This window comes from Flavobacterium sp. LC2016-12 (assembly GCF_015351595.1).
In the GTDB taxonomy this organism is placed as follows: Bacteria; Bacteroidota; Bacteroidia; order Flavobacteriales; family Flavobacteriaceae; genus Flavobacterium.
Map to the genome: position 1 here is coordinate 98,261 of NZ_JADKPT010000006.1, position 13,355 is coordinate 111,615.

The window sequence follows — 13,355 nt, forward strand, 5'->3', positions numbered from 1 at the left end:
TTTTACCACATAATTTAAGCATACTATGAGTTCTAACTTTGATAAATTTCAAAAGCGCAGGTTAATTTCCTCTTATTTTTCAGTTGTATTAAGTGTTTTTCTGGTGTTATTCCTTTTGGGAGTACTAGGATTATTCATTATCAATTCTAAAAAACTGGCTAATGATTTTAAAGAAAAAATCGCCATGACGGTTTTCTTTAAAAATGAAGCTAATGATAGTGTTATTAAAGCATTCAATACCGAATTGAAAAGAGCGCCTTTCGCAAAATCTTATGCTTATGTTTCTAAAGAAAAAGCAGCAAAAGAACATACTGATATTATCGGAGAAGATTTCCTGACCTTTTTGGGCGAAAACCCATTATTGAATTCGTACGACATTCACCTAAAAGCAGATTATGTTGAGCGAGACAGTATTTCTAAAATTGAAAGCAGTCTGCGTCAAAATACCATGATTGAAGATATTGTTTATGACAAACAATTGGTAAATCTGGTAAACGACAACATCAAAAAAGTAAGTATGTGGATTTTGATTATCAGCGGGTTCCTTGCGGTAATTGCTGTTTTATTGATCAATAGTTCATTACGTTTATCCATTCACTCTAATCGTTTTATCATTAAAACCATGCAAATGGTTGGGGCAACAAAATCGTTTATACGTAAACCTTTTGTAATGCGTAGTGTGAAATTAGGAATGTTAGGTGCCGGATTGGCTATTGTTGCTCTAATTGCACTATTGCTTTATGTAGAAACTAATTTCCCAGGATTAGGCATTTTAGAAGACAAAGTTTTAATCGGATTGGTTTTATTGGCTGTTTTCGGATTAGGAGTTTTGATTACCTGGGTAAGTACGCATTTTGCAACACAACGTTTCCTGAATTTAAGAACAGACGATCTTTATTAAATTTTAGATTGTAGATTTAAGATATTAGATTAAAAACAAACTCATAAAACAGAGGATGAGATTGCTTCTTTCCTCGCAATGACAAAATGAAAAACAATATTAAAGAAGAACAACAACCTCAAAAACAAGAATTTCTTTTTGACGGTATCAATTACAAAATCTTATTGATTGGAATTGGTGTAATCGCGCTTGGATTTATCTTAATGTCTGGTGGAGGAAGTGATAACCCGAATGTTTTTAATGAAGATGTTTTTAGCTTCAGACGTATTCGTTTAGCTCCAACAACGGTTTTAATTGGTTTTGGAATCACGATTTACTCGATCTTCAAAAAATCTAAATAATAGATTTTTTGAATTTTGATTATCATCCTGAGCATAGTCGAAGGATAATAATCTAAAATCTGAAATCTAAAATCTAAAATTCTACATGAATACATTACAAGCTATCATTCTTGCCATTATTGAAGGAATTACAGAATTTTTACCTGTTTCTTCAACTGGACATATGATTATTGCCTCTTCTTTTTTCGGAATTGCACACGAAGACTTTACAAAACTTTTCACAATTGTTATTCAGCTTGGCGCTATACTTTCAGTTGTAGTTTTATATTTCAAACGTTTCTTTCAAACACTTGATTTTTACTTTAAACTTTTAGTCGCTTTTATTCCTGCGGTAGTTTTAGGATTATTATTGAGTGATTTTATCGATGGTTTATTAGAAAATCCGGTTACAGTTGCGATTTCTCTTTTAATCGGAGGTTTGATTTTATTGAAAGTAGACGAATGGTTCAACAATCCAAATACTGCAGAAACATCTCAGGAAATCACCTATTTACAAGCTTTTAAAATTGGATTATTCCAATGTATAGCTATGATTCCCGGAGTTTCAAGAAGTGGTGCGAGTATTGTGGGAGGTATGTCTCAAAAATTATCGAGAACAACTGCCGCTGAATTTTCATTCTTCTTAGCTGTTCCGACGATGTTGGGCGCAACGGTTAAAAAATGCTACGATTATTACAAGGCTGGATTTGAGTTATCTCATGATCAGATCAACCTATTAGTTATTGGAAACGTAGTAGCGTTTATTGTAGCCCTTTTAGCCATTAAAACCTTCATTGGATTTTTGACCAAAAATGGTTTTAAAGTTTTTGGCTATTACCGAATTCTTGCCGGAATCATTTTATTGATTATCCACTTTTTCATTCACCCGCTTACCATTATATAATGACAACTGAAGAATATTTAGACGGACAAGTTTTACTGATAGACAAACCTTTAAAATGGAGTTCGTTTCAAGCTGTCAATAAATTAAAATACCTTTTAATCAATAAAGTTGGGCTTCCAAAAAAGTTCAAAATTGGACATGCGGGAACTTTAGATCCTTTAGCATCTGGGCTATTATTGATTTGTACCGGAAAATTTACCAAAAGAATTTCTGAACTTCAGGGTCAGGCGAAAGAATACACGGGAACTTTCCACATTGGAGCTACTACTCCATCGTATGATTTAGAAACCGAAATCGACCAAACTTTTCCAACGGATCATATTGACGAAGCTTTGATTCATGAAACCGTAAAACAGTTTTTAGGAGAAATTGATCAAAAACCACCTATTTTTTCAGCCATAAAAAAAGACGGAATTCGCTTGTATGAGCACGCACGTGCTGGAGAAACAGTAGAAATTGCCAGCAGAAAAACTACAATTCATGAATTTGAAATCACCAGAATTGCATTACCTGAAATTGATTTTAGAGTAGTTTGTAGTAAAGGAACATACATTCGTTCTTTAGCATTTGATTTTGGAAAAGCAATGAATTCAGGTTCACATTTAACCGTTTTACGCCGAACTAAAATTGGTGATTACGATGTAAAGGATGCGATTGATATTACTTTGTTTGAAGAAAGTCTGAATTTGAAAAAGGAATAATTATTTGATGACAAACTCATTCTCAAATTTTTTATTTAACTTTACAATTATGAAGACTCAAAAAAACAACTCCAACAATCTCGCGACACCTGGAAAACCAATGTCTCAAAAAAAATTCACTTCGATGATTAAAGAAGCTGAAGAAGGTGAATTTTTATCTATTAAGGAATTTAAAGTTCGCTTTGAAGAATAGAGATTTCAAAGAAAGAAGTAGTTAAATCTATCTATTACTACAAAGACATTCAGGAAATTTTTGAATACGGAGAAACTACTTTTGGTGAAAATGCTGCTTTAGCGTTTTTTAAAGAAATTTTTGCTGATGTTGAACAACTAAAATCACATTACTTATTGCACCCGGAATGTCGACATCTGAAAACTAAAACTCAGAAATATCGAAATATTATTCTAGGGTCTTATCTGATAATTTACAGAATTTCAAAAAACCAGAATTGAAGTTTTAAGAGCTTTTCACGGAAGCCGATCTCCTAAATCTATTATCAAAACCAAAAAAATAAAATTAGATTAAGTTTGGCTTTTATCAATAAGTCATATTAAGAAATCCTCAAATTGGAGTAAAAACAAAATAGCACATTACGGAATGAGGCGATAGTAATGTGCCAGCTTCTAAAATAATTTTGCTTTCCGTACTTGTTTTTGAGTTTAATAGTGCGTCATATTTTTTCCTCCAAACAATAAACCTGAAATAAAATCGTAAAATTTGTCGAATAACTTCATCATGGCAGTGTATTTTTAATAGTTAAACATTAAATAAACACCAGTAAACAGAGTAAATCAAAAAATAAATAATAGAAGTGGGATTATGACAACAAGGTACAAAATATAATAATCAGAAAAAAATATTTTAACGGATTATTTATTACTAAAATTCTTGTTTTCAGTTGATTACCCCAAAAATAAGGAGTTTCATCGATTTATTTCATATAAAACTTAAAATCGGTCATACTTTATATTTTCCATAATCTGAACTAATTCTTCCTGAACAGAAATCCCTTTATCAGCCAGATACCATAATTGCAAATCAGTTTTGATTTTTTCATCAATAACTCCAAATTCTTTTTTATAATTCGCCATTAATTCGGTGGCCCCTTTTGGTCTTGGTCCCCAATCTGCACGAACAATTCCGGCTTCTTTGCAAATCACAATAACTTTTGGAATCGCTCTTCCGCCGTTTGTCAAATAGTGACTCATTAATTCATCGTTTTCATCTCGTAAAACAATTCGCAGATCAACTTTTTTATTTGATTCATTTGCCATTTTATGTATAATAGGAAGTATTTGAGCAGCGTCTCCGCACCAGCCTTCAGAGATAACCAGCCAAATATAATGGTTGTCTAAATTTTGAAGTTTTGCTATTATCTCTTCAGAAATTTTAATCGTTTTTTCCAAACGATTCATTCGCGCTTCATTGAGACTTGTATAGTGCGTTAAACTTTCAGATTGTTCCGCTCCGGTTGATTTTCCTTCAGATAATAAATCGGTTACTAATTTTCGATATTCGGCATAGGAATGACTGTTGAATAATGCTTTAGCTACAATACTTTTCATAGTTCTTTCATTTTGGTTTTATAAATTTAAGCAATTTAAAAAGACAACCAAATGACTTTTATCAGATTCAATCAAAATAAAGTCTAAAAGTCTTTCAGAATTTAAATCCAAAAGAGCAATTAATTTTTTGTAAACATTATTTTTAAAAATCAGAATATGTCTATATTTGCACAAATTAACGCAACACGAACATGAAATATAAAAGAATTCTTCTAAAACTTAGCGGCGAGGCCTTGATGGGTGATTTACAATACGGAATTGACCCTAAAAGATTAGCCGAATATGCTGAAGAAATTAAGCAGATTCACAGTAAAGGAGTAGAAATTGCTATTGTTATTGGAGGAGGAAATATTTTTAGAGGCGTTGCTGGTGCAAGTGCCGGTATGGACAGAGTACAAGGCGATTATATGGGAATGCTTGCTACCGTAATTAACGGAATGGCTTTACAAGGCGCTCTTGAAGACAAAGGAATGAAAACACGTTTGCAGACTGCTTTGAAAATGGAATCTATCGCAGAACCATACATCAAAAGAAGAGCGGATCGTCACCTTGAAAAAGGAAGAATCGTAATCTTTGGAGCCGGAACCGGAAATCCATATTTCACAACTGATACTGCTGCTGTTTTAAGAGGAATCGAAATTAATGCTGATGTTATCCTGAAAGGAACTCGTGTTGATGGTGTTTACGACTGCGATCCTGAAAAAAATGCTTCGGCAGTAAAATTTGATTTCATTTCGTTTGACGATGTTATTAAAAAAGGATTAAACGTAATGGATACTACAGCTTTCACATTAAGCCAGGAGAATAAATTGCCAATCGTAGTTTTTGATATGAACAAAATTGGAAACTTATTGAAAATCTGCGAAGGAGAAAACATCGGAACTGTAGTTAATATTTAAACTACTTAGATTATTAGATGTTAGATCATTAGATTTTTCCGAAATCCTGATAATCTTTAAAGTAATTAAAAAAAATAAAATTATATTAGTTAGTAAATTAGAGGATTGCGATTTTAAAATCCAATTGTCTAAAAATCTAAAAATCTAAAAAAATGAGTGAAGAAATAGATTTTATATTAGAGAGTACTGAAGAATCAATGAATGGCTCAATTGCGCATTTAGAGAAAGAATTCCTAAACATTCGTGCAGGAAAAGCTTCTCCTGCGATGTTGGGAAGTGTTTTTGTAGATTATTACGGATCTGCAACGCCGCTTTCGCAAGTTTCAAAAATTAGTGTTCCGGACGCAAGAACAATTACCTTACAGCCGTTTGAAAAAAACATGCTTCATGTTATTGAAAAAGCGATCATGATCGCTAACATTGGTTTCAACCCAATGAATAATGGAGACATGATTATCATCAGTGTTCCGCCTTTAACAGAAGATCGTCGTAGAGAATTAGCTAAACAAGCTAAATCTGAAGCGGAAGATGCAAAAATTGGTGTTCGTAATGTACGTAAAGATGCTAACACTGATATTAAAAAATTAGAAAAAGAAGGAACTTCTGAAGATGTTTGTAAATCGGCTGAAGAAGAAGTTCAAAACTTAACGAATGCTTACATCAAAAAAATCGATGAATTATTGGCTGCGAAAGAAGCTGAAATCATGAAGGTGTAATTTTTATTCGACATAAATTAAAAATCCGTTTGGTTAAATTATACCAGACGGATTTTTTTATTCTTATTTTTGCATACCAAAATTAGAATGTTTTCGTTTTTGAAACTATAATCCTCAGTATGAAGCTATTTTGTTTATTGACTTTGTTTTTTACGCTTACTATTCAAGCGCAATTTCAAATAAACGGAATTGTAACCGATTCAAACCGAAAACCTCTTCCGTTTGCCACAATCACTACTTCAGATAATAACAATACTATTACAGATGTTGATGGAAAATTTGACCTCAAAATCAATGCAAAAACCAGCACTTTTGCCGTTTCTTATATTGGCTTTCAAACTAAAATTATTGCTTTAACAGCTAATAAAAAGTTTTATTCAATTTCACTTTCTGAAAAAACAGATGATTTGAAGGAAGTTGTTGTTTCTAATGAAAATCCGGCTCTAACTATTATAAAGAAAGTTATTGCGAATAAGAATCTAAACAATCCACAGAAGAAACTCAGTAGTTTCGAATACAAAACCTACAATAAACTTATTGTTACAGCCAATCCGGATTCTATTGATGGCCGAATTGATTCCTCTGCAGCCTATAAAGATTTCAATAAAAAAACGATAAACATAGATTCATCAGATTATAAGTTTAAGGAAATCATCAGCAAACAGCATTTATTTCAAACTGAAAAAGTTTCACAATATCAGTTTGGAAAAAATCAATTAAAAGAAACTATTCTCGGTACCAAAATGGCCGGTTTCAAACAACCGGTTTATGAAATTATTGCCTTCAATTTACAATCTATTTCAGTATATGGTTCGAAATATGAATTATTCGAAACCAAGCACCAGAGTCCGATTGCAGACAATGCCTTTGCCGATTACAACTATAAATTATTGGACACCGTTCCGATAAAAGGAAGAAACACCTACATGATTTACTTTAAAAATAAGAAAAAAAGGAAATCAAACGGACTTGAAGGCGTTTTGTACATCGATCAGGAAAATTTCGCTGTCGCGAAAGCGGTAATGCGAATAAAAGGTGTTTTGGATATTAGCGGTATTCACGAATTTGAATATGTACCCAATGAAAAAATTTGGTTTCAAAGCAATACTACTTTCAAAATTGTAAAGGGAAAAAGTAACGATGATATCAAAATCTTAGGCGGAACTATTCAGTTTGACGGAGATGTGGAAGACAATTTTGAACCAAGAAAAAAAGTGGCTTCAGATTTCACTTATTTGCTTTCTGAAAGTAATAATTTTGATATTCATTACAACACCAATTCTTCAATAAAAGATCCATCACTTTATATCGAAATTAAAGACGATGCCAGCAAAAAGCCAGAAGAATTCTGGAATACTTACAGAAAAGAAAGTTTAGACTTAAAAAGCCAGAAAACATATCAATTATTAGATAGTATCTCAATAAGTAAGAGAATTGAAAAACGTTTAGGCCTGGGACGAAAAATTATAAACGGTTATTTGCCTATTGGCCCGATTGATCTTGATTTAAAGAAAATCATCAGTTACAATAATTACGAAGGATTTCGTTTGGGTGCTGGCGGAATTACAAATGACCGTTTTTCTAAAAACTTTAGAATCGAAGGTTATACCGCATATGGAACAAAAGATGGTAATTTCAAATATAGCTTAGGCTCCGGAGTTTTATTGGATAAATCAACCAATACATGGCTTAACGGATCGTACACAGATGATGTGCGAGAGATTGCAAGTACGGTTTTCGCTGTTGATAAACGTGTTTTCAAAATTTACGATCCGCGCCCCATCAATATCAGTACATTTTATAAATACATCAGCTGGAAAGCGAATGTACAGACAAAAATAATTCCGAAAACCGAAGCTGTTTTTGAATTAGCGCGAACAGATGTTGAACCAAAATTTGATTATTTATACAATTTAAATGGACAGCTTTACTCGAGCTATGTTATGACAACGGCTATGGCCTCAATTGTTTGGGCACCATTTAGCGATTTCATGCAAACACCAACCGGAAGAACGGAAACTGAAAAAAGGTTTCCGAGATTTACTTTTCAATACACGCAATCTTTACCAAATGTTTTAGATAATGATTTTACTTTCAGCAAAATAGATTTTAAAACCGAGTATGAAAAAAAATACTTAAACGGGCAAAAAACTAGTTTGCTTTTACAAGGAGGCATTGCAATGGGAGATGTTCCTATTACTCACTTATACAACACAATGCCAAATAACCTGACTAAAGAAACCATTATCCAGCGTATTACTTTTGCCGGAAGAAACAGTTTTGAAACCATGTTTTTTAATGAATTCTTTTCAAGTCAATATGTATTTTTTCAGGTTAAGCACGGTTTTGACCGAATTAAAATTATGAAAAAAGTCCGTCCTTCCTTGGTATTAGTAACAAGAATGGCATGGGGAAATATGGAAAAACCAGAACAGCATGTTGGGCCGGCTTATAAAACTTTAGACAAAGGTTTCTTTGAATCAGGAATCGAATTAAACCGAATCTTTAAAGGTTTTGGTTTAGGAGGATTTTACCGTTATGGACCAAATCAATTGTTGAGATTTGAAGATAATATTGCGGTAAAGATTTCTTATGTAATTGATTTGGGATTGTAAATTAAATTCCAATCCCGAAGCCTCGGGATAAATTCCAAATTCCAAGCAAACGCCCAGTTTGTCAATTCGACGAAGGAGAAATCACACACGGAACTCGACAAAGATTGGCGATTTTGATTGCGAAGGATGGATTGAAATCCATCCCTTCAATATAATCTGTTCCTCCGGAACGAAATAAAAAAACCCAAATTCCAATTATTACAAATTGAAATTTAGGTTTTTAAATTGGTTTTTTTTTAAACTCTATGGCTTCAAAATCAAAACAGAAGGTGTATTATTCAACCAGATACTTTGTGATTCAATCAATTTTTTCCAGCTGTCTAAACTAATAATCATTAAATTTTGACTTTCTAAAAATTCTTTTTTAATCGTTCTGTCATGCATAATCATAATATGATTTGGTGCAATTTGTTCGATTGAGCGAATGCTTTCCTGAATATCGCGAGTGCTTTTTACCTCTCCACTGGCATCTAAAACCGTAATCTGTGATCCGTTGTTGTTGATTAATTTCTTGGCGTATTCAATTAAAAAAGCATCTTCCTTACTAAAAATCGGCATAAAAATCTGATTGACTTCTTCTAAATCCTTATCAATAAAAATTCCAACCGGCATTTTACTTTTGGCAATAATATGACGTGTTCTTTCATCAAAAGGAGAATTTTCAAACAAACCTTCTTTTCCTGTAAACTTATCAATCAAACGATCCGGATTTACTATTCGGGTTGTAAAACCAAGAATCTTTCCAAGCAAAGTTCCGTCAAAAATAGACTGTCCTAAACCTACTAACAATAAGTCATATTCGCCTTGATTAGCTGTGTCTATAATTTCGGTATCAATATCGTTTGTCACTTTAAAAACGCTCAGCATATTCTGGTTCAAACGATGTGATTCTTCAATTACCGGAACTAACATTTTGCGTTCATGATCTTTAACATCAAATGAATGTATTTCAGTACTCAACGATAAGTGCATCGCCGTTACAATTGAATTGTCTCCTTGTTTTTTCACTAAACTATTAGCAATCTGCAATAGTTTTTTACCTTTTTCCGGAGTTGCAAACGAAAGCAGAATCTTGTATTTGCTCTTGTTGCCAATTTCTTCGGGAACAGCTGTAACCTTATCTTTAAATATAAAGTTAATGAAATCCAAAGCCGGCCCTGTCATAAATGTCGTTACCAAGGCCATAATAACCATCATTGTAAAGATTTCAGTAGAAAGAACACCTAAATCATAACCGATATTTAATACTACAAGTTCCATTAAACCCCTTGTATTCATCAAAGCTCCGATAGCTAAACTGTCTTTCCAGTTTTGCCCCACAAATTTAGCAGCGAAAGCACTTCCAAAGAATTTCCCAACAACGGCAACTGCAATAATTACAGCAGTAACTTTCCATAAATACGGATCATTCAACAAACCAATTTGCGTACGCAAACCAGTAAACACAAAGAATAATGGCAATAAAACGATAATGGAAACATCTTCTACTTTTTCGATAAATATATTTCTGAATTTATTGTTTTCCGGCATAATGGCTCCGGCTAAAAATGCACCAAACAAAGCATGAATTCCAATTAACTCCGAAGCATAAGCAGAAAACAAAAGTGTTATAAAGAAAATAGCAACAACCGGCTTGTTCAAACTTTCGCGGGTTGAATTCAAATCACCTACACGTTTCAAGAAAGGACGAACTATTTTGAGCATGATAATAACATACAAAATAGCCAACCCAATAACATATAATGAACTTGTAAGTGAACCCGCTTTTACGATCGCAATGACAACCGCCAAAATACACCAGGCTGTGATATCATCAGCCGCAGCACATGTAATGGCAATAGTGCCAAGTTTTGTTTTTTGCATGCCTCTTTCCTGCACAATTCTGGCTAAGACCGGAAAAGCAGTAATACTCATGGCAATTCCCATAAATAATCCAAAAGAAGAAAAAGCTACTCCCTGTGGCGCAAAAGTGCCATAAACAAAATAAGCCAGAGTTAGCCCTAATGCAAACGGAATTACAATACTGGCGTGACTGATTACAACTGATTCGTGTGCTTTATTTTTAAGGACTTTTAAATCCAATTCCATTCCAATCACGAACATAAAAAGTATCAAACCAATCTGACTCAGGAATTGTAAATTCCCTAAAGATTCTTTTGGAAATAAAGCGGCAGAAAACTCCGGGAAATACATTCCGACCAAAGAGGGTCCTAAAACAATTCCGGCAATCATTTCGCCAATTACAGATGGCTGTCCGATTTTTCTAAAAATCCAGCCAAACAAACGTGCCACCAAAATAATAGTCACAATCTGAGCCAAAAGAATTGCTAAAGGATGCTGTAAATTTTCAATCATTGAATGCAGAAAATCATTCCAATGATTGCTTTCTATTTTTTTCTGAACAATTCCCCGACCCACTTCAAGCGAAGCGCCTTTTGAGATTACCCAATATATTAATGCAGTAAAACCACCTATTACAGTAACGTAAAATAAAGAGTTTTTAATGTTATTCATAACTCATTTTTTTGATTTATTGCTGCAAATATCAGCACTGAAAGTCTAGTGAAAAAGTAAATTTACACCTAATTTTCAATCTATGTAACAAGTCCGAAAAACTTTGTAATAAGTTATAAAAACAACTGTCACCCTGAGCGAAGTCGAAGGCTTTCATTACTAAAAAAGGCTTCGACTTCGCTCAGCCTGACATATTGTAAAGTTTAGATTTTTACCTTTTTCAAAAAGTCAGAACGATAGGTTTCGCTCAAAATTAAGGTCGTATTTTTATTGTTTTCTTCCAAGTGATGCAAAACAATTTCATTATGATTAAAGAATTTTATTGCCTTTACCGCTACGATTTCTTTTTTATTTATTCGACAGAAATCAGCTTCCGGTAATTCTTTTAAAAGCGTATCAAATTTAACATTTTTTAAGTTCAGAAAACTTCCATCAGAAAGCAAAACGCTTTTATCACGACTGTCGCTGATTGCCGTTTTGATGTATTGAATCTGATTAAAATACAACAAGGTTTTTCCTTTGTCTGTATTCAGCTGAATAAATTGCTTTGCTGTATCAGGTTTATTGAATCGTTCGTAAGCTTTTGCGATTGCTTTTTGCAAACGTTCTAATTTTACGGGTTTTGTAATATAATCTACCGCATCAATATTAAAAGCATCAGCAGCATATTCTTTGTAGGCCGTACAGAAAATTACTAATTTATTCTCAAGCATTTCAGCCAAATGCAAGCCGTCAATGCCCGGCATTTCGATATCTGATATTAATAAATCAAAATCGAGGTTCGGAATTTCAGTCAGTAGTTTCTCTGGATTATTATATGTTTTTACGATTTCTACTTCGGGAACTTGTTCGCAAAGCATTTTCAGGTACATTAATCCAGGCAACTCATCGTCCAGAAGCAAGCATTTCAGTTTTGTATTCAAGTAAATCTATTTTTAGATGAGCGATATAAATGTCGTTTTCGACAAATCTGTCGAGTTTGAAATTATTCTTATAAATGATTTTCAAACGATGTTCCAAAGTTGTTTTTCCTAAACCGCTTCGCTCCTTTTTCAGTACCTTTTTATCAGATATCTTATTCGAAACCGTCATAAAAAAAGCATTGTCTTTGAACTCAAAAACAACCGAAATAAAGGCATCTGCACTTTGAAGATCGGCATGTTTAAAGGCATTTTCAATTAAGTCAATCGAAATTAAAGGCGCCAGTAAAGGCTGTTCATATAATTTATCTTCTTTGTTGATATTGGTCTTGATCTTTAATTCAAAAAGCGGACTGATTTTAATTTTATTGATTTCGATAAGATTCAGTGCAAAATCAATTTCTTCTTTTGCCGTGACGAACTTCTTTTTGCTTTCGTATAAAATATAATCCAGAACATTCGCCAGTTTATCCAAAGCAAAATACGTCTGATACGCGTGCGATTGAATTGAATTTAGAATATTCTTAAACAAATGCGGATTCAGTTTTGACTCTAAAGTTTCTAACTGCAAGTCATTCACTTTTCTTTCCAAAGCATAAAAACTTTTTTCGGCGTCATCTTTTGATTTTTTGGCCTGCATTAATTGATACACCATAAAACAAATGATGATGACCAGCAATAAAATTATCGCTAAAAAAATAAAAGTGATGGTATTGTTTTCCTGCATTGATAATTATTTATATAAATAGTGTTTTTTTTTGCTCACGGATGACAGGGATAAAACGGGTTCGCACAGATTTTTTCATCAAGAGTTTAACTTAAATAATAAACAGTGTAAATCCGTTCAATCCGCGTCATCCGCGTGCCATATTTTTAATGACTAGACACAAACTTCAACCCAATAATCGAAGCAATTAATGTTGAAAGAAAAAATATTCTCCAAAAAGTTGCCGGTTCTTTAAAAATAAATATTCCGACTAAAACGGTTCCAACAGCTCCAATTCCGGTCCAAACGGCATAAGCGGTTCCAATTGGTAATTCCTGCGTGGCTTTATATAATAAAATCATACTAATGGAAAGACAGACAAAAAATCCTGCCATCCAATAGGTTGAAATAATTCCTGAGGTTTCTTTGGCTTTGCCTAAACACGATGCAAAACCTACTTCAAAAAGGCCAGCAATGATTAATAAAATCCAATTCATTTTCGTTTCATTTTTAAATTAAGTACAAAGATGAGAAAAGCTAACGATTAAACAGCAAAAAGCAGGAATTTATCCCAAATCCACAACTTGAAAATT

At 33.1% G+C, this 13,355-nt stretch carries 14 protein-coding genes; 9 read left to right on the forward strand and 5 right to left on the reverse strand.

Annotated features, from left to right (window positions below):
- Positions 1–25 precede the first annotated feature (25 nt).
- From IRZ99_RS11665 to IRZ99_RS21295, 6 genes are all read left to right on the forward strand, one after another.
- The gene (locus IRZ99_RS11665; protein WP_194657428.1) at positions 26–901 is read left to right on the forward strand and encodes an ABC transporter permease; all 876 of its coding nucleotides are present in this window, start codon (positions 26–28) and stop codon (positions 899–901) included.
- 86 nt (positions 902–987) lie between these two features.
- Positions 988–1,242 (forward strand): DUF3098 domain-containing protein, encoded by a 255-nt coding sequence (locus IRZ99_RS11670; protein WP_072969714.1) that lies wholly within the window; start codon positions 988–990, stop codon positions 1,240–1,242.
- A gap of 85 nt (positions 1,243–1,327) precedes the next feature.
- Positions 1,328–2,125, forward strand: coding sequence for an undecaprenyl-diphosphate phosphatase (locus IRZ99_RS11675; RefSeq protein ID WP_194657429.1), 798 nt, complete (start codon positions 1,328–1,330; stop codon positions 2,123–2,125).
- Positions 2,125–2,826, forward strand: coding sequence for a tRNA pseudouridine(55) synthase TruB (gene truB / locus IRZ99_RS11680; RefSeq protein WP_194657430.1), 702 nt, complete (start codon positions 2,125–2,127; stop codon positions 2,824–2,826). The genes IRZ99_RS11675 and truB overlap by 1 nt, the downstream gene beginning before the upstream one ends.
- Positions 2,827–2,875: 49 nt before the next feature.
- Positions 2,876–3,019, forward strand: coding sequence for a hypothetical protein (locus IRZ99_RS11685; RefSeq protein WP_194657431.1), 144 nt, complete (start codon positions 2,876–2,878; stop codon positions 3,017–3,019).
- A gap of 47 nt (positions 3,020–3,066) precedes the next feature.
- Positions 3,067–3,279 carry a type II toxin-antitoxin system RelE/ParE family toxin gene (locus IRZ99_RS21295; RefSeq protein ID WP_370527662.1) on the forward strand — a complete coding sequence of 71 codons (213 nt, stop codon included), beginning with the start codon at positions 3,067–3,069 and terminating at the stop codon, positions 3,277–3,279.
- Positions 3,280–3,774: 495 nt separating this feature from the next.
- Here IRZ99_RS21295 and IRZ99_RS11695 read toward each other — a convergent pair whose 3' ends face one another.
- Positions 3,775–4,392, reverse strand: coding sequence for a thioredoxin family protein (locus IRZ99_RS11695; protein ID WP_194657432.1), 618 nt, complete (start codon positions 4,390–4,392; stop codon positions 3,775–3,777).
- A gap of 191 nt (positions 4,393–4,583) precedes the next feature.
- On the opposite strand from IRZ99_RS11695, the gene pyrH reads away from it, so the two are divergent.
- From pyrH to IRZ99_RS11710, 3 genes are all read left to right on the forward strand, one after another.
- Positions 4,584–5,291, forward strand: a complete 708-nt coding sequence (pyrH, locus tag IRZ99_RS11700) for a UMP kinase (protein ID WP_194657433.1) — start codon at positions 4,584–4,586, stop codon at positions 5,289–5,291.
- A gap of 152 nt (positions 5,292–5,443) precedes the next feature.
- Complete coding sequence (frr, locus tag IRZ99_RS11705; RefSeq protein ID WP_026983544.1) at positions 5,444–6,007, forward strand: ribosome recycling factor; 564 nt, start codon at positions 5,444–5,446, stop codon at positions 6,005–6,007.
- Positions 6,008–6,126: 119 nt separating this feature from the next.
- Positions 6,127–8,622: a DUF5686 family protein gene (locus tag IRZ99_RS11710; protein WP_194657434.1), complete on the forward strand. Its 2,496-nt coding sequence runs from the start codon at positions 6,127–6,129 to the stop codon at positions 8,620–8,622.
- 243 nt (positions 8,623–8,865) lie between these two features.
- On the opposite strand, the gene IRZ99_RS11715 is transcribed toward IRZ99_RS11710, so the two are convergent.
- The 4 genes from IRZ99_RS11715 to IRZ99_RS11730 all read right to left on the reverse strand — a co-directional run bounded on the left by IRZ99_RS11715 (position 8,866) and on the right by IRZ99_RS11730 (position 13,259).
- Positions 8,866–11,136 carry a cation:proton antiporter gene (locus tag IRZ99_RS11715; RefSeq protein WP_194657435.1) on the reverse strand — a complete coding sequence of 757 codons (2,271 nt, stop codon included), beginning with the start codon at positions 11,134–11,136 and terminating at the stop codon, positions 8,866–8,868.
- Positions 11,137–11,339: 203 nt separating this feature from the next.
- Positions 11,340–12,059 carry a LytTR family DNA-binding domain-containing protein gene (locus tag IRZ99_RS11720; RefSeq protein ID WP_194657436.1) on the reverse strand — a complete coding sequence of 240 codons (720 nt, stop codon included), beginning with the start codon at positions 12,057–12,059 and terminating at the stop codon, positions 11,340–11,342.
- On the reverse strand, positions 12,022–12,783 hold the full coding sequence (locus IRZ99_RS11725; protein WP_194657437.1) for a sensor histidine kinase: 762 nt from the start codon (positions 12,781–12,783) through the stop codon (positions 12,022–12,024). Before IRZ99_RS11725 ends, IRZ99_RS11720 begins: the two co-directional genes overlap by 38 nt.
- A 146-nt stretch (positions 12,784–12,929) precedes the next feature.
- Entirely contained in the window at positions 12,930–13,259 is a 330-nt protein-coding gene (locus tag IRZ99_RS11730; RefSeq protein WP_194657438.1) for a multidrug efflux SMR transporter, read from the reverse strand.
- Positions 13,260–13,355 lie beyond the last annotated feature (96 nt).

Excerpts from the sequence above, each read along its gene's own strand:
- IRZ99_RS11670 (WP_072969714.1), top strand. The coding sequence starts at position 988 with ATGAAAAACAATATTAAAGAAGAACAACAACCTCAAAAACAAGAATTT.
- pyrH (WP_194657433.1), top strand. The coding sequence starts at position 4,584 with ATGAAATATAAAAGAATTCTTCTAAAACTTAGCGGCGAGGCCTTGATG.
- IRZ99_RS11710 (WP_194657434.1), top strand. The coding sequence starts at position 6,127 with ATGAAGCTATTTTGTTTATTGACTTTGTTTTTTACGCTTACTATTCAA.
- IRZ99_RS11725 (WP_194657437.1), bottom strand. The coding sequence starts at position 12,783 with ATGCAGGAAAACAATACCATCACTTTTATTTTTTTAGCGATAATTTTA.
- IRZ99_RS11695 (WP_194657432.1), bottom strand. The coding sequence starts at position 4,392 with ATGAAAAGTATTGTAGCTAAAGCATTATTCAACAGTCATTCCTATGCC.
- frr (WP_026983544.1), top strand. The coding sequence starts at position 5,444 with ATGAGTGAAGAAATAGATTTTATATTAGAGAGTACTGAAGAATCAATG.
- IRZ99_RS11665 (WP_194657428.1), top strand. The coding sequence starts at position 26 with ATGAGTTCTAACTTTGATAAATTTCAAAAGCGCAGGTTAATTTCCTCT.
- IRZ99_RS11685 (WP_194657431.1), top strand. The coding sequence starts at position 2,876 with ATGAAGACTCAAAAAAACAACTCCAACAATCTCGCGACACCTGGAAAA.
- IRZ99_RS11730 (WP_194657438.1), bottom strand. The coding sequence starts at position 13,259 with ATGAATTGGATTTTATTAATCATTGCTGGCCTTTTTGAAGTAGGTTTT.
- IRZ99_RS11715 (WP_194657435.1), bottom strand. The coding sequence starts at position 11,136 with ATGAATAACATTAAAAACTCTTTATTTTACGTTACTGTAATAGGTGGT.
- truB (WP_194657430.1), top strand. The coding sequence starts at position 2,125 with ATGACAACTGAAGAATATTTAGACGGACAAGTTTTACTGATAGACAAA.
- IRZ99_RS11675 (WP_194657429.1), top strand. The coding sequence starts at position 1,328 with ATGAATACATTACAAGCTATCATTCTTGCCATTATTGAAGGAATTACA.